The following is a 22,781-nucleotide window of genomic DNA, read 5'->3' as shown; positions in this document are numbered from 1 at the left end:
TAAATAATTCAATTGCTTTCTTTTTAAATTCATAACTATATCTCATGAAAATACCCCCTTTACTGGTTGTCCAGTAAAGGGGGTACATATCATTGCAATGGGGTTTCAAACTAATGCTAATGAAATGAGCATTGCTATAGGTGCGAATAGAAATGTGGCAGGAACTGGTAGTGTTGCTATAGGTGCGACAACTGCTGGAAACAATACGACTGTAGAAGCAGATGATTCTTTAACTTTATTAGGTGGTATACAAAAGAAGAGTACATGGGGCAATAACGTTAAGAACTCTAATGCTATTGGTCGTGGGACTTTTATCACGAGTGATAATACTACAATGATTGGTTCTTATGATGATAATAGATTCAATCAATTTAGTACAGATAGAACTAGATATATTGCACCACGCTCTAAAAATATTGGGATGACGTCCACATATGGTGAAGGAACTTTAGAAAATTCCGTATATTTAGGTCATGATAGTTTTGCTTTCACTGTTAATTCAGATACTGATGGTGAAAGCGCCTCTAGTGGTGAAAATAGTATCCACACTAAAAAATACGATGCAACCGGCAACGTTGTTGTGAGCAACAATACAACAGGTGGTGCATTCGGTAAGGTAAGTAAAGCCACTATCAATGGTGATGAAATCACTGGTTTTGCGGGTGCTCAATCCGTTGGTGCCGTAACAATCGGTGCTGGTGATTATGAACGTCGTATCCAAAACGTCGCTGCTGGTGAAGTATCTGCTACATCTACTGACGGAATCAACGGTTCTCAATTGTATGCCGTAGCCGATACATTGTCTAAGAGTATATCTGGTTATATGCATGTTAATAATGGGACATCTACTCAAGGTGCAGGTAATGCTACAACAAACCTTGGTAAGGCCAACGAAAAAGGCGGGGCCACGGGGAATTATGGTATTGCTATAGGTGTGGGTGCTACAGCACAAGGTAATTCGGCTATTGCTATTGGTCCATATGGGTCTAATGCTGATGCTGAAAGTAGTATTGCTATGCTTGGTAGGGTAGATTCAGGTTCAAAGAATGGTGTGGCAATAGGTTATAGTACCCGCGTTCAAGGTGAGCGTGGTACTGCTCTTGGTATGTCAGCATCAACAATTGGTTTTGGTGCTACAGCGTTAGGTGCATCTAGTTATGCCGCTAGTGATGGTTCTGTATCACTAGGGTTTTATAATTCTGCATATGCTAAGAACTCAGTGGCTATAGGCCCTAATACCGGTACAGAGAATGGTGCTGATAACTCGGTAGCTATTGGGTATGGTACTAGTGTAGATTATAATACAAAAGATGCTGTGGCAATTGGTGGCGCTCGAGTTGGTTATTCAGGGGGGACTGGTGCCGGACAGATCTATACAAACATTGATAATAGTAACTCTATCGCTATTGGTAATGGGGTTCAAGTTTTTCATAAGAATACAGTAGCTATAGGTTCCTATGATAATCGGACCCGTACTCAATTTCATGTTACTGGTTCTCTTCTGCCTTGGCAATCAGATCAAAATAAATTTATCACACCTATAACTGTTACAAATATGGGTATGTATGGTAGTGTCAGTACTGGATATATAGAAGGTACATTAGGAAACTCTGTTTACCTCGGTCATGAATCCTATGCTTTCACCCCAAATCCATTAGTAGATGATGATAGCCATTTGACAGGTGAACAAAGTATTCACACTAAAAAATACGATGCAACCGGCAACATTGTTGTGAGTAACAACACAACAGGCGGTGCGTTCGGTAAGGTAAGCAAAGCCACTATCAATGGTGATGAAATCACTGGCTTTGCGGGTGCTCAATCCGTTGGTGCCGTAACAATCGGGGCTGGTGATTATGAACGTCGCATCCAAAACGTTGCTGCTGGTGAAGTATCTGCTACCTCGACTGACGGTATCAACGGCTCTCAATTATATGCCGTAGCGAATACATTGTCTAAGAATATGTCGAGCTATATGCATATCAATGATGGTACAGGTACACAAGCAGTAGGTAATGCGACTACGAACTATGGGTACTCTGGTTCTAAGGCGGGGGCTACAGGTACTAAAGCCATTGCAGGTGGTGTTAATGCACAGGCAACTAGGGACAATGGAATTGCTTTAGGTGCCGATGTATTGTCATCTGGTCGTGGAGCAATTACTATAGGTCATTCTGCAAGGAATGAGTCAGATTATAATATCACAATTGGTGAATCATCAACTATTGATAACAATAGTATTGATTCAATTGCGATGGGACGTAATAGTACTATTACTGATTCAATTAGATCAATTACAATTGGTCTTGATAATAGCATGACTAAATCTGCTAGTGTAACTGGAACTCTTGAAGGTGGTATTGCTATTGGTACAAAAAATAAATTATTAGATTCTAGTACTGCACTTTCATTAGGTACAGGGAATAAAATAACTAATTCAGGAGAAGCGCTAGTTATTGGTAATGGTGGTGAGGCAAAAGATAGTAAAGCTAGTATTGTTATGGGTGTAGGTGCTAAAGCTGAAAATGCACTTATTGGTGTTGCTATAGGTAATGGAGCACAAGCCCTTAATAAACGTACTGTTGCAATTGGGGCAGGAGCTAAAGCAGAAGGTGAACAATCCATCTCTATCGGTACAGGCAATGAAGTAAAAGGCAATAAATCCAGTGCTATCGGTGATCCATCATACATCGATACCACAGCAACTGGTACACATGTACAAGGTAACGATAATGGTACGGTCACAAATCCTATTAAAGCCTCTGAATCTACGTTCATGGGTAACACAAACCTTGCCGGTACAGCGGGTACAACAGGCATTCATGTAGTAGGTAATAGTAACTCTGTAGATTCCTCTAATGTTATGGTGATGGGCAATGGCGTAAACGTAGGTACAGGTCTTGATGGTGCCGTAGTTCTTGGTAATGCAAGTTCTGCTAATCAATATGCAGCGGCTACCGATTCTACCATTAATGGCGTTACCTTCGAAGCTGCTGGCTATGCTGGTAACACAGGCCTTAACAAGGGTTCTATTGTATCTGTTGGTGCCACTGGTACAGAACGTCAAATTAAGAACGTCGCAGCGGGTGCCGTTACAGCTACCTCTACAGATGCAGTTAATGGTTCTCAATTGTACAAAACAGCTGAAACCATTCTAAAAATGCCAATTAACATGGCTGGTGACTCAGGTGATACCGTTGGCTTAAAACTTGGTAAAACGGTAAATATTAAAGGTTCTGTTACTTCTGGTGCCGATGTAACCGATGGTAACATCGCTGTTGTGGGGGATAAGGCAACTAGCACATTAAGCCTCAAAATGGCTAAAAACCTTACCGGCTTAACAAGTGGTACTTTCACAGATGCTACTGGTAACCAAACCGTTATCAATGGTGCTGGTGTGACAGTTACACCGACTGGTACTGGTGCTACACCAATTTCTATTACCACTAGTGGCATTAACGCTGGTAATCAAGAAATCAAAGGCGTTAAGAAGGGCACAACCGACGATGCAGCCGTTAATAAGAAACAAATGGACGATGCATTGGCTGGCATTTCCTCCACATTGACCATCAATGATGGCACAACCGATGGCTCTGTAAACCTTAAAACAGGTAAACTCAAGGTTGTTGGTGAAAGCGGTGCAAATGCGCTTGTTACAACTACTGTATCTGGCGATACTATTTCCGTTGGTACAAGCACAAAATTACAAAACGCTGTAACCGCTGCAGAAAACTCTGCTGATAAAGACTTGTCTAACTTGTCTACAACTGGTTCTGATAAAGTTAAAACCCTTGCACAAGATGCCGTAAAAGTAGCTGGTACAGGCCTTGCTACTGTTAGCGATGCTACAGCTGCTGGTGTTAAAACATATACTGTTAATGTAGACGAAGGTAAGCTTGTTATCGATGACACTACTGGTAAAGTGGGCGCTGCTGGTTCTACACAAGGTACAACAGCAGGTAAAGATGGCGTAGCTACTACACAAAATGTAGCATCTGTAGTAAATTCTGCTATCGATAAAACAAAACAAGCATTAGCTGATGCAGAACACAAATTTGATGGGGATACTGGTACGACCTCTGTACGTAAACACGGTGAAGTATTATCCATCAAAGGTGGCGTAACAACCCCTGCTGATCTGACAACTGGTAATATCGGCGTAGTATCCGATGGTGCGGGTACATTAAATGTCCGTCTTGCTAAAGCGTTAACTGGTTTAACTTCTGCAACCTATACAGATGCATCTGGTAATACACAAACTGTAACAGGTGGTTCCTCTACGATTTCTGATGCATCTGGTAATTCTACGGTTGTATCTAAAGGTGGCGTCACAACTACGGATGCAGCAGGTAACACAACGACAACAGCGCCTACAGGTGTAACGGTAACTCCTGCTGGTACAGGCGCAACACCAATTTCTGTAACGACTAGTGGTATTAGTGCTGGTAACAAAGAAATTAAGAATGTTGCTAATGGCACTACCGATGATGCTGCTGTGAATAAGAAACAAATGGATGATGCATTAAAAGGTGCAACAGATAATACTGTTTCCTTAGGTAGTGAATCTGGCTCTACAACAGCTAAGAAATTAAGCACAACAGGTGGTATTACATTCAACATTAAAGGTGAAACTGGTGCAAATGCACTCATCACTACATCTGCTACAGGCGATAATGTAACGGTTGCGCCAACCGCTAAATTGACAGCTGCTGTAACGGCTGCAGAAAAATCTGCTGATAAAGACTTGTCCAACTTGTCTGCTGCTGGCGATACCTACATCAAGAACCTTGCTAAAACAGCTGCTTCTTGGAATGTAGAAACCAATGGTGCTGGTACAACCGCTGTAGCGGGTGGCGACACTGTTAACTTCATCGATGGCGATAACATCGCTATTACTAATACAGGTCGATCCATTACAATTGGTACAGCTAAAAATGTATCCTTCGATAAGGTTACTGTTGGTGGCGTTGTTATCGATAAAACAGATGGTATCAATGCTGGTAATAAGGAAATTAAAGGCGTTGCTAATGCTACATCCGCTGATGCTGCTGTTAATAAGGGCCAAATGGATGCTGCTATCACTGCAGCTGCTGGTGGTTCCTTATCTACTGAAAAAGTAGTAGCTAAGACATTGACTGGTGATAATAACCTTGCTACTGTAACAGGTCAAACTGGTACAGCTAAGGGTGAAACATACGAAGTTGTTGTTTCTGAAAATGCTGTTAAATCCGTAGCTGCTAATGCCGCACAAGATGCTGTAAAAGTGGCTGGTACAGGCCTTGCTACTGTTAGCGATGCTACAGCTGCTGGTGTGAAAACATATACAGTCAATGTAGACGAAGGCAAACTTGTTATTGATGATACAACAGGTAAAATTGGTGCTGCTGGTGCTTCACAAGGTACGGTGCAAGGTAAAGATGGCGTTGCAACTACACAAAATGTGGCATCTGTTGTAAATTCTGCCATCGATAAGACAAAACAAGCGTTAGATGATGCTAAACATAACTTTGCTGGTGATGATGCGACCGTTATTAGCCGTAAACATGGCGAACAACTTAACATCAAGGGCGGTGCATCCACTACAGCAACCGATCTTACATCTGGTAACATCGCAGTCGTAGGTGATACAACATCTGGCACATTAAATATTAAACTTGCCAAAGTATTAACTGGTTTAACCTCTGCAACCTATACAGATGCAGCTGGTAATACACAAACTGTAACAGGTGGTTCCTCTACGATTTCTGATGCAGCGGGTCATTCTACGGTTGTATCTAAAGGTGGCGTAACTACGACTGATGGTACGAATACAACGACTGTAGCTCCATCTGGTATTACTGCAACCGATGGCACTCATACAGTTACTCTTGGTGGCTCTGGTATTAGTGCAGGTGGTACAGAAATTAAGAATGTTGGCAAAGCAACCACTGATGATGCTGCGGTTAACAAGAAACAAATGGATGATGCTGTGAAGGCCGCTACTGATTCTGTCAGCACATTAGGGGATAACAAAGTATCCTTAGGTAGTGATTCTGGTACAACAACAGCTAAGAAATTAAGCACAACTGGTGGTATTAAATTCAACATTAAAGGTGATACTGGTGCGAATGCGTTGATTACAACATCTGCCACAGGCGATGATGTAACCATTGCTCCAACAGCTAAGTTGACAGCTGCTGTAACGGCTGCCGAAAAATCTGCTGATAAAGACTTGTCCAACATTTCTCCTGCTGGTGAAACAGTGATCAAAAACTTGGCAGCTACATCTGCACAAGATGCTGTTAAGGTCACTGGCACAGGTTTAGCTACGGTATCTGATTCCACTACTGGTGGTGTAAAAACATACAATGTAGATGTGAAGACTGGTAATCTTGTAGTCAATGCGGCAGGTCAAGCTGGTGCAGCTGGCACAACAGGTGCAGGCGGTGCCGCTGGTGCTGATGGCGTAGCCACTACACAAAATGTAGCATCCGCTATTAACGATGCCATCACTAAATCCAAAACTGATACAGCACAAGCTATTGCTGATGCAGAACACAAATTCGATGGCGATACAGGTACAACCTCTGTACGTAAACACGGTGAAGTATTATCCATCAAAGGTGGCGTAACTGCTCCTGCTGATTTGACAACTGGTAATATCGGCGTTGTATCCGATGGTGCAGGTACATTGAATATCCGTCTTGCTAAAGTATTAAGTGGTTTAACATCTGCTACCTATACAGATGCTGCTGGTAACACGCAAACTGTAACTGGTGGTTCCTCCACAATTACAGATGGTGCTGGTAACACAACGACTATCACTAAAGGTGGTATGACAACCACTGATGGTACAAATACAACTACTGTTGCTCCTGCTGGTGTAACTGCTACAGATGGTACTAACACTGTTAAATTGACTGGTTCCGGTATCGATGCTGGTAATACACAAATTAAGAACGTTGGCAAAGCAACTACTGATGATGCTGCGGTTAACAAGAAACAAATGGATGATACTGTGAAGGCAGCTACTGATTCCATCAGCACATTAGGGGATAACAAAGTATCCTTAGGTAGTGATTCTGGTACAACAACTGCTAAGAAATTAAGCACAACTGGTGGTATCAAATTCAACATCAAAGGCGATACTGGTGCAAACGCACTCATTACAACATCTGCCACAGGTGATGATGTAACCATTGCTCCAACAGCTAAGTTGAGTGCTGCTGTAACGGCTGCTGAAAACTCCGCTAATAAAGACTTATCCAACTTGTCTGCTGCTGGCGATACCTACATCAAGAGCCTTGCTAAAACAGCTGCTTCTTGGAATGTAGAAACCAATGGTGCTGGTACAACTGCTGTAGCTGGTGGCGAAACTGTGAACTTCATCAATGGCGATAACATTGCTATTACCAATACAGGTCGATCCATTACCATTGGTACAGCTAGAAACGTATCCTTCGATAAAGTCACTGTTGGTGGTATTGTTCTTGATAAGAATACTGGCATTAATGCAGGTGGTAAGGAAATTAAAGGCGTTGCTAATGCTACATCCGCCGATGCTGCAGTTAACAAAGGACAATTAGATGCCGCTGTATTATCTGCTGCGGGTGGTGCTCTATCCATTGAAAAGGTAGAGGCTGGTTCTGTAGCTAATGGTAAATTAGCCGCTGGCGATAACAACTTGGCTAGTGTATCTGGTCTTACTGGTACTGCTAAAAATGAAACATATACAGTAACTGTTTCTGAAAATGCTGTTAAAGCGGTAGCACAAACTGCAGCACAAGATGCTGTAAAAGTGGCTGGTACAGGCCTTGCTACTGTAAGCAGTGCCACAGCTGCTGGTGTTAAAACATACACCGTGAACGTAGACGAAGGTAAGCTTGTTATTGATGACACTACTGGTAAAGTAGGTGCAAATGGTGCTACACAAGGTACGGTGCAAGGTAAAAATGGCGTAGCCACTACGCAAGACGTAGCATCTGTAGTAAATTCTGCCATCGATAAGACAAAACAAGCGTTAGATGATGCAAAACATAATTTTGCTGGTGATGATGCGACTGTAATTAGCCGTAAACATGGTGAACAACTTAACATCAAGGGCGGTGCATCCACTACGGCAACCGATCTTACATCTGGTAATATCGCTGTAGTAGGTGATACAACAACTGGTACATTGAACATTAAGTTGGCGAAAGCCTTAACCGGTTTAACATCTGCTACGTATACCGATGCAGCTGGTAATACGCAAACTGTAACAGGTGGTTCCTCCACAATTACGGATGGTGCTGGTAACACAACGACTATCACTAAAGGTGGCATGACAACCACTGATGGTACAAATACAACAACAGTAGCCCCTGCTGGTGTCACTGCTACAGATGGTACTAACACAGTTAAGTTGAATGGTTCTGGTATCGATGCTGGTAATACACAAATTAAGAACGTTGGCAAAGCAACTACTGATGATGCTGCTGTTAACAAGAAACAAATGGATGATGCTGTGAAGGCAGCTACAGATTCCATCAGCACATTAGGGGATAACAAAGTATCCTTAGGTAGTGATTCTGGTACAACAACAGCTAAGAAATTAAGCACAACTGGTGGTATTAAATTCAACATTAAAGGTGATACTGGTGCAAATGCACTCATTACAACATCTGCCACAGGCGATGATGTAACCATTGCTCCAACTGCTAAATTGACAGCTGCTGTAACAGCTGCAGAAAAATCTGCTGATAAAGACTTGTCCAACATTTCTCCTGCTGGTGAAACAGTGATCAAAAACTTGGCAGCTACATCTGCACAAGATGCTGTTAAGGTTACTGGCACAGGTTTAGCTACGGTATCTGATTCCACTACTGGTGGTGTAAAAACATACAATGTAGATGTGAAGACTGGTAATCTTGTAGTTAATGCGGCTGGTCAAGCTGGTGCAACTGGTACAACAGGTGCAGGCGGTGCCGCTGGTGCTGATGGCGTAGCCACTACACAAAATGTAGCATCTGCTATTAACGATGCCATCACTAAATCCAAAACCGATACAGCACAAGCTATTGCTGATGCAGAACACAAATTCGATGGCGATACAGGCGCAACCTCTGTTCGTAAACACGGTGAAGTCTTATCCGTTAAAGGTGGTGTAACGGCTACTACTGATTTGACAACTGGTAATATCGGTGTTGTATCCGATGGTGCAGGTACATTGAATATCCGTCTTGCAAAAGTATTGAGTGGTTTAACATCTGCATCCTTCACTAATGCTGGTGGTGATTCCACTGTTATTAATGGTAATGGCGTAACTATTACACCTAGTGCAACTGGTGCATCTCCAATTTCCATGACAACAGCTGGTATCAATGCTGGTAATAAGGAAATCAAAGGTGTGGCTACTGGTACTACTGCTGATGCAGCGGTTAATAAGGCGCAAATGGATGCCGCTATCACTGCTGCCGCTGGTGGATCCTTATCTACTGAAAAAGTAGTAGCTAAGACATTAACTGGTGATAATAACCTTGCTACTGTAACAGGTCAAACTGGTACAGCTAAAGGTGAAACATACGAAGTCGCTGTTTCTGAAAACGCTGTTAAAGCAGTAGCACAAACTGCAGCACAAAATGCTGTTAAGGTAACTGGTACAGATCTTGCCACAGTAACTGATACTACTACTGGTGGTGTAAAAACATACAATGTAGATGTGAAGACTGGTAACGTTGTAGTCACTGCGGCTGGTCAAGCTGGTGCAACTGGCACAACAGGTGCAGGCGGTGCCGCTGGTGCTGATGGCGTAGCGACTACACAAAATGTAGCAACCGCTATTAACGATGCCATCACTAAATCCAAAACTGATACAGCACAAGCTATTGCTGATGCAGAACACAAATTCGATGGCGATACAGGCGCAACATCTGTACGTAAACACGGTGAAGTCTTATCCATCAAAGGTGGCGTAACAGCTCCTGCTGATTTGACAACAGGTAATATCGGTGTTGTATCCGATGGCGCTGGTACATTGAACATCCGTCTCGCTAAAGTATTAAGCGGTTTAACATCTGCTACTTATACAGATGGTGCTGGTAATACACAAACTGTAACTAGTACTTCCTCTACAATTACGGATGGTGCTGGTAACACAACGACTATCACTAAAGGTGGCATGACAACAACTGATGGTACGAATACAACAACAGTAGCACCTGCTGGTGTAACTGCTACAGATGGTACTAACACTGTTAAGTTAAATGGTTCTGGTATCGATGCTGGCAATACACAAATTAAGAACGTTGGCAAAGCAACTACTGATGATGCTGCTGTTAACAAGAAACAAATGGATGACGCTGTGAAGGCAGCCACTGATTCCATCAGCACATTAGGGGATAACAAAGTATCCTTAGGTAGTGATTCTGGTACAACAACAGCTAAGAAATTAAGCACAACTGGTGGTATCAAATTCAACATCAAAGGCGATACTGGTGCAAACGCACTCATTACAACATCTGCCACAGGTGATGATGTAACCATTGCTCCAACTGCTAAGTTGAGTGCTGCTGTAACTGCTGCTGAAAACTCTGCTAATAAAGACTTATCCAACTTGTCGACTGCTGGCGATACCTACATCAAGAACCTTGCTAAAACAGCTGCTTCTTGGAATGTAGAAACCAATGGTGCAGGTACAACGGCTGTAGCTGGTGGCGACACTATTAACTTCATTAATGGCGATAACATCGCTATTACCAATGCAGGTCGATCCATTACAATTGGTACAGCTAAAAATGTATCCTTCGATAAAGTCACTGTTGGTGGCGTAGTTATCGATAAGAATAATGGTATCGATGCAGGTGGTAAGGAAATTACAAATGTAGGCCCTGCTACATCTGGTAACTCTGCTGTTAATAAAACACAAATGGATACAGCTATTGCTAATGCACAAACAGCTGCAACCTCTACTGAAAAAGTAGTTGCTAAGACCTTGACTGGTGACAATAACCTTGTTACTGTAACAGGTCAAACTGGTACAGCTAAGGGTGAAACATACGAAGTGGCTGTTTCTGAAAATGCTGTTAAAGCCGTAGCACAAACAGCAGCACAAGATGCTGTTAAGGTGACAGGCACGGGTCTTGCTAATGTAACTGATTCCACTACTGGTGGTGTAAAAACATACAATGTAGATGTGAAGACTGGTAATCTAGTAGTCAATGCAGCTGGTCAAGCTGGTGCAGCTGGTACAACAGGTGCAGGCGGTGCCGCTGGTGCTGATGGCGTAGCCACTACACAAAATGTAGCATCCGCTATTAACGATGCTATCACTAAATCCAAAACTGATACAGCACAAGCTATTGCTGATGCAGAACACAAATTCGATGGCGATACAGGTGCAACATCTGTTCGTAAACATGGTGAAGTATTATCCGTTAAAGGTGGCGTAACTAATACAGCTGATTTGACAACCGGTAATATCGGTGTTGTATCCGATGGTGCAGGTACATTGAATATCCGTCTTGCTAAAACATTGACTGGTTTAACATCTGCTGCCTTCACTGATGGTACACACACAGTGACTATCGCAGGATCTGGCATTGACGCTGGTAATACAGAAATCAAACACGTTGGTAAAGCAACCACAGATGATGCTGCTGTTAATAAGAAACAAATGGATGATGCTGTGAAAGCCGCTACTGATTCTGTAACTACATTAGGTGATAACAAAGTATCCTTAGGTAGTGATTCCGGTACAACAACAGCTAAGAAATTAAGCACAACTGGTGGTATCAAATTCAACATTAAAGGTGATACTGGTGCGAACGCACTCATTACAACATCTGCAACAGGTGATGATGTGACCATTGCTCCAACTGCTAAGTTGAGTGCTGCTGTAACGGCTGCTGAAAACTCCGCTAATAAAGACTTGTCCAACTTGTCTACTGCTGGTAATACATATATCCAAAATCTTGCAAAATCTGCCGCTTCTTGGAATGTAGAAACCAATGGCGGTGGTACAACAGCTGTAGCTGGTGGCGACACTGTTAACTTCATCAATGGCGATAACATTGCTATTACGAATACAGGTCGTTCCATTACGATTGGTACCGCTAAAAACGTATCCTTCGATAAAGTCACTGTTGGTGGCGTAGTTATCGATAAGAATAATGGTATCGATGCAGGTGGTAAGGAAATTACAAATGTAGGTCCTGCTACATCTGGTAACTCTGCTGTTAACAAGACACAAATGGATACAGCGATTACTAATGCTGTTAACAAAGCAACAACTGATGCTAAACATGATTTTGGTGGTGATGATGCAACTGTTGTTACACGTAAACATGGTGAAAAACTTAACATCAAGGGTGGTGCTTCTACAACAGCAGCTGATCTTACATCTGGCAACATCGCAGTTCTTGGTGATGCTGCAACAGGCACATTGAACATTCGCATGGCCAAAGCATTAACTGGCTTAAGCAGTGCTACTTTCACAACACCTAGTGGCACAACTGTTATCAACGGTGGCGGTATGACAATTACACCAAGTACAACTGGTGCGGCTCCTATTTCCATCACAACTGGTGGCATCAACGCTGGTAATACAGAAATTAAAAATGTGGCTGCTGGTACAACGCCTAATTCCGCTGTTAATAAACAACAAATGGATAATGCGATTTCTAATGCTACGGCTAACGTAGGATTCAATACGGCTGGTAACACAGGTACTGGTAGTGTAAGCAATGGTCAAACATTGACCATCACTGGTACAAATGGTATTGAAACGAATGCAAGTGGTCAAAGTATTACAGTAGGTCTTGATGCTGCAACACGTGCACAAATCAATAATGCTACAACGACTGCTAATAATGCAGCTAAGAAGGATTTGAGCAATATTGATAATGCTGGTAAACAAGTTATTAAGGATACAGCTGCTTGGAATGTGAAAGTTAATAGCGGTACACCTGAAACTGTAAAAGGTGGAGATACAGTTACTTTCAACGATGGCGATAATATCAAGGTTACGAATACTGGTAAAGATATTACCATTGCTACTAAGAAAGATGTTTCCTTCGATAAAGTCACTGTTGGTAATGTAGTAATTGATAAGAATACTAACCGTATCAGTGGTTTAGCTAATGCTGCTAATAATGATGAAGCCGTTAACTTGGGTCAAATGAATGCCGCTATTAGTACTGCAACTGCAGGCACAGGTAATATTAAATACAAGGCTAATGGTGGTACGCAAAATTCTGTAGCGTTGACTACTGGTTTTGATTTCAAAGGTGATAGCAATATTCAAATTACAGCGGATCCAGCCAACTCTGGTGTAATTAATTACAAATTGAATCCTGCATTGACAGGTATTACTTCTATTAGTGGTGGTACTGGTGCTCCTACTATTACGCTTAATGCTGGTAGTGGTTCTAACCCTGGTAATGTATCCATCAATAGTAATCTAGATATGGGTGGTAAACAAATCAATAATATTGGTGCTGCTACTCATGCTGGTGATGCAGTTAATAAAGCACAAATGGACCAAGCGTTGCAAAATATTGCTGGTGCATCCAGTAATGCTGCTAAGTCTTATGCGTATAAGGCTGGTGCAGGTGCTGCCGCATTGGCTGCATTGAAACCAATTCAATACGATCCATTGGAACCAACACAAATTATGGCTGGTATTGGTAATTATAAATCCCAAACAGCTGTAGCACTTGGTGTGGCTCATTACACTAATGAAAACACTATGTTTAACTTAGGTGTTTCCTTGGATAGCCACGATGGTATCGTAAATGCTGGTGTAACCCACAAATTTGGATATAGCCCTGAAAAGAAAGCTATTCCAGATCGATATAAAGGTGGTCCTATCAGTTCTATCTACGTAATGCAAGATGAAGTGACAGCATTGCAAGCAATTGTTCAAAAACAAGCTGCTGAAAATGAAGCCCTTCGTCAACAAAACGAAGATATGCAACGCAAGGTAGATATGATTCTATCTAAGATTCATTAATTCTAATAATTTTAAACATTCCCTCTTGTATACTGAAGATTAGTTAGAATTAAAGAATATAGGGCTATTAGGTAGTTAGCCATTGTACTATCAAGGTGGCTGACTACTCCCGAGTGGGAAAACAAACGGACTCTATCTTACTTTTCTTATACACACTCTCTTATAGATAGAGTTCGTTTGTTATTGATAGTGTATAGTTATAACAGTACATACGGAGTCGCATTGTTACTGTTATCTGAGACGTAAGGGATAAGAGGAGTAACATATGAAATCTGTATTGAAGAAAAGTCGTATATTTTTAATGTTAGCATCTTTATTTGGGGCGGTGATTCCAATGGCTCATGCAGCCGATTTAGTTCCTGTACAACCAACTGTAGCTGTTGTTGATGAACAACATCAAGCGATTAGTTGGGCAAATTTAATGCTCAATGGTTTTTTACAACATCATGCGGGTGCATCTATTAATGAAATTTCTTTTGATGCTACCGATACAGTCGTTACATTGACTGTTGGCGGTTTTGATAAAGACGGTGTATATAAGGCGGTATTTACAAATACAGCGAATGAAGTTAAGGATGAAAAGGTTGGCAAACTTACAAAAACTGTAGAAAAGACAGCCTTTGATCCATCTACTATTTTGCCTCCTGCTGTAGCTGTAAACTTTGCTTATGCACAAGCAGAAGGTAAAGCAACAAGCCTGTTAAGCTGGGCTGTTAAAACTGAAAAAGGTACGCCACAATATACTGTTGTGTTTGCTACAAAAGATAAGAAAACCATTACTGTAGTATTCGATGCAGTGAGCGGAAAATTGTTAAGTGTAACTAAATAGCTTAAACACAAATAATGATATTTATATTAATGTATATAATGTATATATATAGTGTTTAGGTACAACGTTACAAAATAGAATATTATGCACGAAACCTCGCTTTTCTTGATGAGAAAGGCGAGGTTTTTGTGGATGTTAAATTTGATTGGTATTTGCTTAATTTTTATTTTGTGTATTAATAGTAAAAACCCTATATTTTAATTAAATATAAAATAATATATAAGAATCATTGAAAAAAGTATTGAAATTAATATATAATTTAATTATAGAGAAAGGAGAGGGATTTATGAGAGTTGTACGTATTGTAGCAAGTTGTATTGGCTTACTGACCACATTTGGTACATTGCCTAGCATGGCAGCCGATGTATCTACCCCTTTTATACAACAAGAAGCGGCCCGAGCCGATGCTTCGTTGCGTCAACGCGCAGAAGCACCAATGACTGGGGCCGCTTCGTTGCGTTCAGAATCAGCCTATGTTGGGCTTAGTAGTGCTCCTATGAAGGCATTACCAAAGGAAGCGATTGCATTTCCTATAGACCATATTGTTATTACATCGTCAGAACCTGTATTTAGTAAATATAAGAATCGTTTAGAGGCGTATGAGCATAATCGAATCGGGTCAGACGGAGTTACATTCCTTCAAAAGCAATTACAAGAACAATTATTAGCAGATGGATATGTCACAAGCCAAGTGGTTGTACCCAATCAAGATTTACATTCAGGGGCATTAACCTTTGAGATTTTACCAGGGTATGTTGAAGATATTGTTCTTACAAATCCAAATGCACGGACGAATTGGCGAAGTGCATTCCCTGTACGACCTGGCTATGTATTACGACGTCAAGCGTTAGAACAAGGAATTGATCAGATGCGTAGCGTACCTGGTCAAGATATAAAGATGACGATTGAACCAGGTACCAAGCCGTTACATTCTATTGTTAAGCTTACGGTAGAACAAAAAGGATTTGTGCATGGCTCATTTATCTTAGATAATTCAGGATATAAAGCTACAGGAGAGTATCAAGGCACTGTATTTTTATCATTTAGTCAATTGTTGGGGCTTAATGATACATTAACAGCTAATTTCACTAAAGACATAAGTCGCCATGATGATGGTCATGAATCAAAGCAATATGCAGTTAACTATACGATTCCCGATGGCAACCGTACGTATAGACTATCTACGTATAAGTATAGCTATAATCAATTGGTATTTATGCCAAATGCATTTCGTTCGGCTGGTACCACACAAGGTACAGAGGTATCAGTAGAGCAGGTTCTAAATAGGACTAGTCGTTCGAAAACATCAGTTATTGCTAAGGTTAATCATAAGTCTCGTCATAATTATCTGGATGATGTAGAAATTGGTGTTCAAGAACAACATACCACATCGGTAGAAGTAGGGTTATCTCATCGCCAATACAGAGGCAATACAGTGAGTGATATGTATGTATTTTATCGTCAAGGTATTAAAGGATTGGGTGCTAAGGTACGAAGTTGGGAAGGCTTGGCAGATAATCCAACTACACTCTATAAAATGGCTGGGGTTGAAGGGCAGATTCAAACGGGAGTACGAATCGGTCATAAGCAAGGTATATTCTCGATGCGCTTTAGAAGTCAATTTACGAATCAGCGCTTATTTACTACGGACCAGTTTAGTATTGGTGGACGGTATTCGGTACGTGGATTTAGTGGGGAAGAAACACTACGAGGGGACTCTGGGTACTACGTACAAAGTGAATGGTCATTACCATTTAGAAAACAACAAATCACTCCCTATGTAGGTATAGATATTGGTCATGTATGGGGACCATCCACAGAAACACAAATTGGTACTACCTTGATTGGTGGTGTCGTTGGTGTACGAGGCACTGTTGGTGACGCTGTTAATTATGATGTATCACTAGGGACGCCAATTAAGAAACCAGAAGGGTTTGATACAGATACCCGTGTTTGGGCGTTTAGAGGCAGTTATCAATTTTAAGTGTTGTACATAGAGAGTGATATAGATACATAATACATATTGTTTTATATACTTAGGAGAGATACGTAATATGAATATTAGAAAACATACGGCAATGGCCATCTTTGCTGCGTTGCTTGCCACAAATTCTGCGCCATGGATTCCAATGGCGTTAGCCAATCCTGTTGTACCGGCTCAAGGTGCATTAGGGCCAAAAACAGAAGAGGCTCGTAATGGTATGACTGTAGTCAATATCAATACGCCTAATGATAAAGGGCTATCCCATAATCAATATGATGCATTTAATGTAGATAATAAAGGGCTTATTTTAAATAATGCCAATCGTCCTGTGAATACGGAGCTGGCAGGTTACATTATGGGAAATCCGAATCTAGTCGGACCTACAGCGAATACAATTTTAAATGAGGTAACAGGTACGGGTGCAACATCTATGAATGGTGCCCTTGAAGTGGCTGGCAATAAGGCGCATGTTATTATTGCAAACCCGAATGGTATCTCTGTCAATAATGGTACCTTTATCAATGCTAATAGTGCTACATTAACAACGGGGAACCCAATTATCAATAACGGTAGTATTACAGGCTATCAAGTACAACAAGGTAGTATCACAATAGGTGAAAAAGGACTTAATGCATCGAAAACAGCGCGTACAGATATGCTAGCTGAGGCTGTTCAGCTGAATGGTAAAGTTTGGGCGAAAGATGCTCAAGTTGTGACGGGGAAGAATACTGTTTCCGTAGATTCTTCTGGTAAAGTTACGAATGTTCACAAAACTGGTGAATCTAGTCAAGTTGGCCTTGATGTAGCTGCTATTGGTGGTATGTATGCCAATAGTATGTATTTAGTTGGCACCAATGATGGCTTTGGTGTGAATAATCAAGGTGTATTATCTGCACAAAATAAGTTAACCGTGGATAGTACTGGCAAATTGCAAAATATCGGTACTATCGCTGCTACAGAAGCAGATATTACTACAAAAAGTTTTGAGCAGATGAATCGTGGTAAATTGTATGTGGATACCGCTAAGATTACTACCGATTCTGTTATTCAAAAGGGTAATACAGAGACTAAAGATGCCCCTGTTATGATTGCCCAAAAAGATCTATCTATAGCAACCAATTCGATTGTCAATACTGATGGTAGTGTGATTAAAGCTGAGGGTCAACTACAACTTGGCAAGACGATGGATTCTACAGGAACTGTGTCTGGTAAGATAGATCGTATTGTAAATACAGCATCTACCATTGAATTTGGTCAAGGTGGTGCATTATATGCTAAATCTGTAGATAATAAAAATGGTGGCATTACCCTTAAACGTGTAGCGGTAGGTGAAAAAGAACATATTAAAAACGAAGTAGCACCATCTGGTAGCATTAAGCGATACCAATTATCGGAAGAACGAATCTATGGGCATGATGATGAAATTCCAAAAGATAAAGTAGTAGTACATTCTTCTGAAAATCTTCAACTTTCAGTGTATGGCGATCCTAAAGATAGCTGGACTAAATATGAATATGATCGTACACGTGAAAAAGATGTGGTAGATACATCTAACCCTGGGCGGATTATTTCCGGTGGAGATTTACATATGGATGTCGATCATATGACGAATGAAGCTAGCCAAATTAGTGCTGCCGGGGATATAACAGGTACAGTAGGTCACTATGAGCAAAGTAACCCTAAGGGTAATGAATATATTACTGAAGATGGTACAGCCACATCGTATAGTCGCCGGAAGAGACGTGGATGGGATACGACTAATATACGAACGGCTGACTATAAGAATACGATAGTCAACCCTACAGATGTCCCTGTTGCCGTATATGGTAGTCATGTGGAGAATAGTACAAGTGATGCTACAGTAGATGCATCTTTATTACATAGTATGAGTCAGTTATCGACGAACCCTAATACTACCTATGTGATTGAAACCGATCCAAATTTTACAAATCGTCGTAATTTCTTATCTTCTGATTACGTATTATCTCGCCTTAAATTAGACCCTATGAATATACAAAAACGATTGGGTGATGGGTATTATGAGCAACAGCTCATTATGCAAGAGATTATGCGTCAAACCGGTAAAAGTAGACTGCAATCTGGCCTTTCAGCAGAGGAACAATATCGCCAATTGATGGATGCAGGGATTAGTGTAACAAAATCTCAATCTATTGCATTAGGTAGAGGCTTAACAGAGGCTGAGCAAAAGAATCTTAAAGAGGATGTAGTGCTCTTAGTTAGTAAGGCTGTTGTATTGCCAAATGGTAAAACAGAAACTGTACTAGTACCGACTCTATATTTAGCCCCAACTACAAAACGAGTAGACGGTGCAGCTAATTTGCAAGCTCAATCCATTAACCTTTCTGTTGATACTATGAAAAATAGCGGTAGTATTGTGGCGGATAAAGATGTGAATCTTACTGGTAATACTATTCACAATGACAATGGTTTTATCAAAGGTAATACTACTACGGTTATAGCGAATGATGAAGTTCGTAATACACAAGGCACTATTATGGGCAACGATACAGTCTCTGTGTATGCTAAGAAAGACGTCATTAATGAAGGCGGTACCATTACACAAACGAATGCGGCTGGTTCTACAAAGGTTAGTGCTGGACGTGATGTGATTAATGTAGGCGTACAGTATGAGGCAGCTAATAGCAAAGTTGAGTGGAATAGTCGAAATAATCGACGTGAAACGATAACCGGTGTAGATCAAGGTCGTATTGGTGGTGCTGGTGAAACAACAGTAGTCGCAGGCCGAGATGTATCTATGGCGGCAGGTGTTATTACTTCTGATGTGAACACTCAAGTGACGGCCGGCCATAATGTAATGATGAAAGCTATGAATGCTACACATGAGCTAGAAGAACATCGTTTTGACAAGGGCAAATCTGGTGGCGGGCATTCTCAAACGACGGAGTCTCATGATCTTGTTAACGCACAATCATCGGTTGGTAGTAGCATTGAAGGTAAAAATATTTCTGTTGTAGCCTCTGATGCAGTACAACTTGAAGGCAGTCAACTATTAGCGGCTGATACAGTTAAGGTATCCGGTAATACGGTTGAACTAAATACAGCGAAGGCAAATAGTACAGTCAATCATGTGTATCTAGATAAAAAGAAAAGCTTTGTCAAACGTGAAAGTACCAATGCCGTTGATGATGCAACTACTACAGTTGTAACAGGCTCTACCGTAAGTGGCAAAGATATACAGATCACAAGTGCTCAAGATGTAACAGGTCAATCTGCTCAAATTATAGGCGAACATACAGTAGATGTTACAGCTGGTGGAAAGGTAGAACTTGGTGCAGATAAAGCCATTACAGATGGTACTAGTGTATATCGTCATAAGAAATCTGGTTTGCTTGGTAGTACAGGGATAGGCTTTACTATAGGCAAAGAAAAACACAATATAGATGCAGCTAACCATGAAGAATCTACTGTACGAAATACAATTGCCAGCACGAAAGGTACTGTTACTATTAAAGCGAATGATACCGTTCATCTCACAAGCGCTGATATTGTTGCAAAAGATGGTGCTGTGTTAGAAGGTTCTGCCGTTACATTAGATGGAAATATAGATCACAACCATATGTCTCATGATGAACGCTATAAGAAGACGGGTCTTACCGTATCGTTGGGCGGTGCAGTAGCGAATACGCTTACTAATGCGACTCGTACTATAAAACAAGCGGGTAGCCGTGATGATAAGCGTTTAGCTGCACTTGAACTCAATGAAGCACGTCAACAATTGCAAGATGGATATGCGGCGGTAGATAAAGCGGTTAAGGGCGTCAAACTTCGTGATGCTGATGGTAAAGTATTAAAAGACACAAAAAATCATTCCCGACGTGGTCAAAAAAATATTGATGATGCTGTAAATCTCTCTGTAAGTATTGGTAGCACTTCTAGAAAACAAGGACAAGTAGTAGATACAAACACATATCACGGTGGTACTCTTGTTAGCGATAGTGAAGTACAAATCAAGGCTCGTGATGCTCAGCAAAGTGGTATTGGTTTAACTGGTGAAACGGTACAAGCTAAAAACCTAGTATTAGATAGTGCTAGTGATATCAACCTTGCAGCGGGTAAAAACACTGTAGATGTTAAGAATACTTATAAAAGCAATGGATGGAGTGTCGGTGCTGGTATTAGTTTGACTGGTGGCGGACTTCTCGATATTAATGTGAGTGGCAATATGGCTCGTCAAAATGGCGATACCCATCAAGAAAGCTATGTACCAACGACAATTAAAGCCGTACAATTAGCACAACTTAAAGCAAAGCAAGATACTACTATTATTGGTTCTACTGTATCTGGTAAGAAAGTTGAAGTTAATACAGGTCGTGATTTACATATTCAAAGTTTACAAGATGTAGATAACTTTAAAGAACACAGTAAGTCTGCGGGCTTCTCTGTTTCCTCTAAACCTAATTTCAAGAATCCAACAGGTAGTATAAGTGCAAGTGTAGGTCGTATTGATAGTAAATGGAAAAGCGTAACTCACCAAGCAGGTATTTATGCTGGAGAAGATGGCTATAATATTAATGTAGGGAATGGTACTACATTAGAAGGTGCTGTCATTAAAAGTGAAGCTCCAAAAGCTAAGAATACATTGACTACTAAATCTCTTGAGATGAAAGATATCCAAAACGAAGCCGAGTATACCTATAGCAACAACGGGATTGGCTATAACTATTATGGTAGTAAAAAGAAACTTGAAGAGATGAAAGCCAATGATAAAAAAGGGTATGATAAGATTTATAACAGTATTGGTCTAGTTCCAAACTTAGGCGTAGGATCAAAAGGCAAAGCAAACTCGACTACTCAATCTGCAATCTCAGATGGTATACTAACAGTAGATAGTAAAGAAATTGATACTAAGACCATTAATACAAATACCGAGAATACATTACATCAATTAGATAAGATTTTTGATAAAAAGAAAATCGAAGAACGTCAGGAGTTGGCACGTTTATTTGCTAAAAATGCTTTTGAAGAAGTACATCGCTTAAGTGATAAATACGACTGGAAAGATGGTTCAGCACAGAAGGTAGCATTACATGCTGCGATTGGTGAAATTGCGGCACAATTGGCAGGTAATCCAAATGGATCGGGAGCTGTAGCGGCAGGGATTAATGAACTAGCGATAAAAAAAATTATAGATAAAATTGGGAAGGAACATCCTGATCAAATACAATTATTAAGTGCTGTTTTAGGTGGGGCTGTGAATAAATTAGCTAATAAATCTACTGATACTGGAATGGCCGTTTCTTCCTTAGGTACTAAACATAATGTTTTACATTTATTTTTTAAAAAGGCAATAGATTATCTTGATACAAGTAATTTACAGTATAATCAAGTGTATTCTATTGAAACAAATGCTGATGCGGGGCGAGTATATATTGCAGGTGTCGGAGGCATGATAGGGGTATTAGTAGATAAATTTGGTGGTGTATATGATCAAGTGGGAGGCGATGTATCTATATCTGATAATATTGTTCCAGTTGGAGCTACTATAAAGGTTATAACATTTCCTAATATACCTAACGACCCTAGTGCTGCTTCATTAATAAAAAAAGCGGTAGAGGGGGGAGCAGTATCCTCAAGTGTAACGTTTAATCACATCAGCTGGTCAACTGGTGTTGCAATTCCTACAGATTTTGAATCTTTTTCCTCTAGAAATCAAACAATCCATGTTGCTGAGGGGGCATCAACGACCTCTAATGGCATGTCTGTTTCAGGAAGCTACGCTAGTTATGTTGGGAACCTTTCCGATGAAAATCTTTGGGGGGGAAATTATAATAGGAATGTTTTGAAGTATTTTAATGAACATCCTAACAGTGGACTAGAACTCTATAATGGTCCTGCAGGTAAGTTAATTTTAATTAAGCGAACAGAAATTGGTGTTCAACAGTATGATGGTCATGGAGGCTTTTTTAATTCAGTTGGTTTTGATAAATATGCTAGTAAAATGTATTGGAGACGATATTAAT

General features: G+C 40.7%; 4 protein-coding genes and 1 pseudogene. All 5 read left to right on the top strand.

Going from position 1 to position 22,781, the window contains the following annotated elements; translation table 11 throughout:
* Nucleotides 1–715: 715 nt before the first annotated feature.
* A pseudogene (locus VEI_RS10630) lies at nt 716–832 on the top strand (hypothetical protein); the annotation flags it as partial.
* The gene (locus VEI_RS07455; RefSeq protein WP_431197044.1) at nt 824–13,966 is read left to right on the top strand and encodes a YadA-like family protein; all 13,143 of its coding nucleotides are present in this window, start codon (nt 824–826) and stop codon (nt 13,964–13,966) included. The pseudogene VEI_RS10630 and the gene VEI_RS07455, both read left to right, overlap by 9 nt.
* A gap of 265 nt (nt 13,967–14,231) precedes the next feature.
* Entirely contained in the window at nt 14,232–14,795 is a 564-nt protein-coding gene (locus VEI_RS07450; RefSeq protein ID WP_059363893.1) for a PepSY domain-containing protein, read from the top strand.
* A gap of 286 nt (nt 14,796–15,081) precedes the next feature.
* Entirely contained in the window at nt 15,082–16,779 is a 1,698-nt protein-coding gene (locus tag VEI_RS07445) for a ShlB/FhaC/HecB family hemolysin secretion/activation protein (protein WP_059363891.1), read from the top strand.
* Between the two features lie 70 nt (nt 16,780–16,849).
* Nucleotides 16,850–22,780, top strand: coding sequence for a two-partner secretion domain-containing protein (locus VEI_RS07440; RefSeq protein ID WP_223209349.1), 5,931 nt, complete (start codon nt 16,850–16,852; stop codon nt 22,778–22,780).
* Nucleotide 22,781 lies beyond the last annotated feature (1 nt).

Source organism: Veillonella tobetsuensis, from assembly GCF_001078375.1.
GTDB lineage: Bacteria > Bacillota > Negativicutes > Veillonellales > Veillonellaceae > Veillonella > Veillonella tobetsuensis.
Note: the sequence above shows the minus strand (reverse complement) of the source record. Positions and strands in the feature narration are given on the sequence as shown.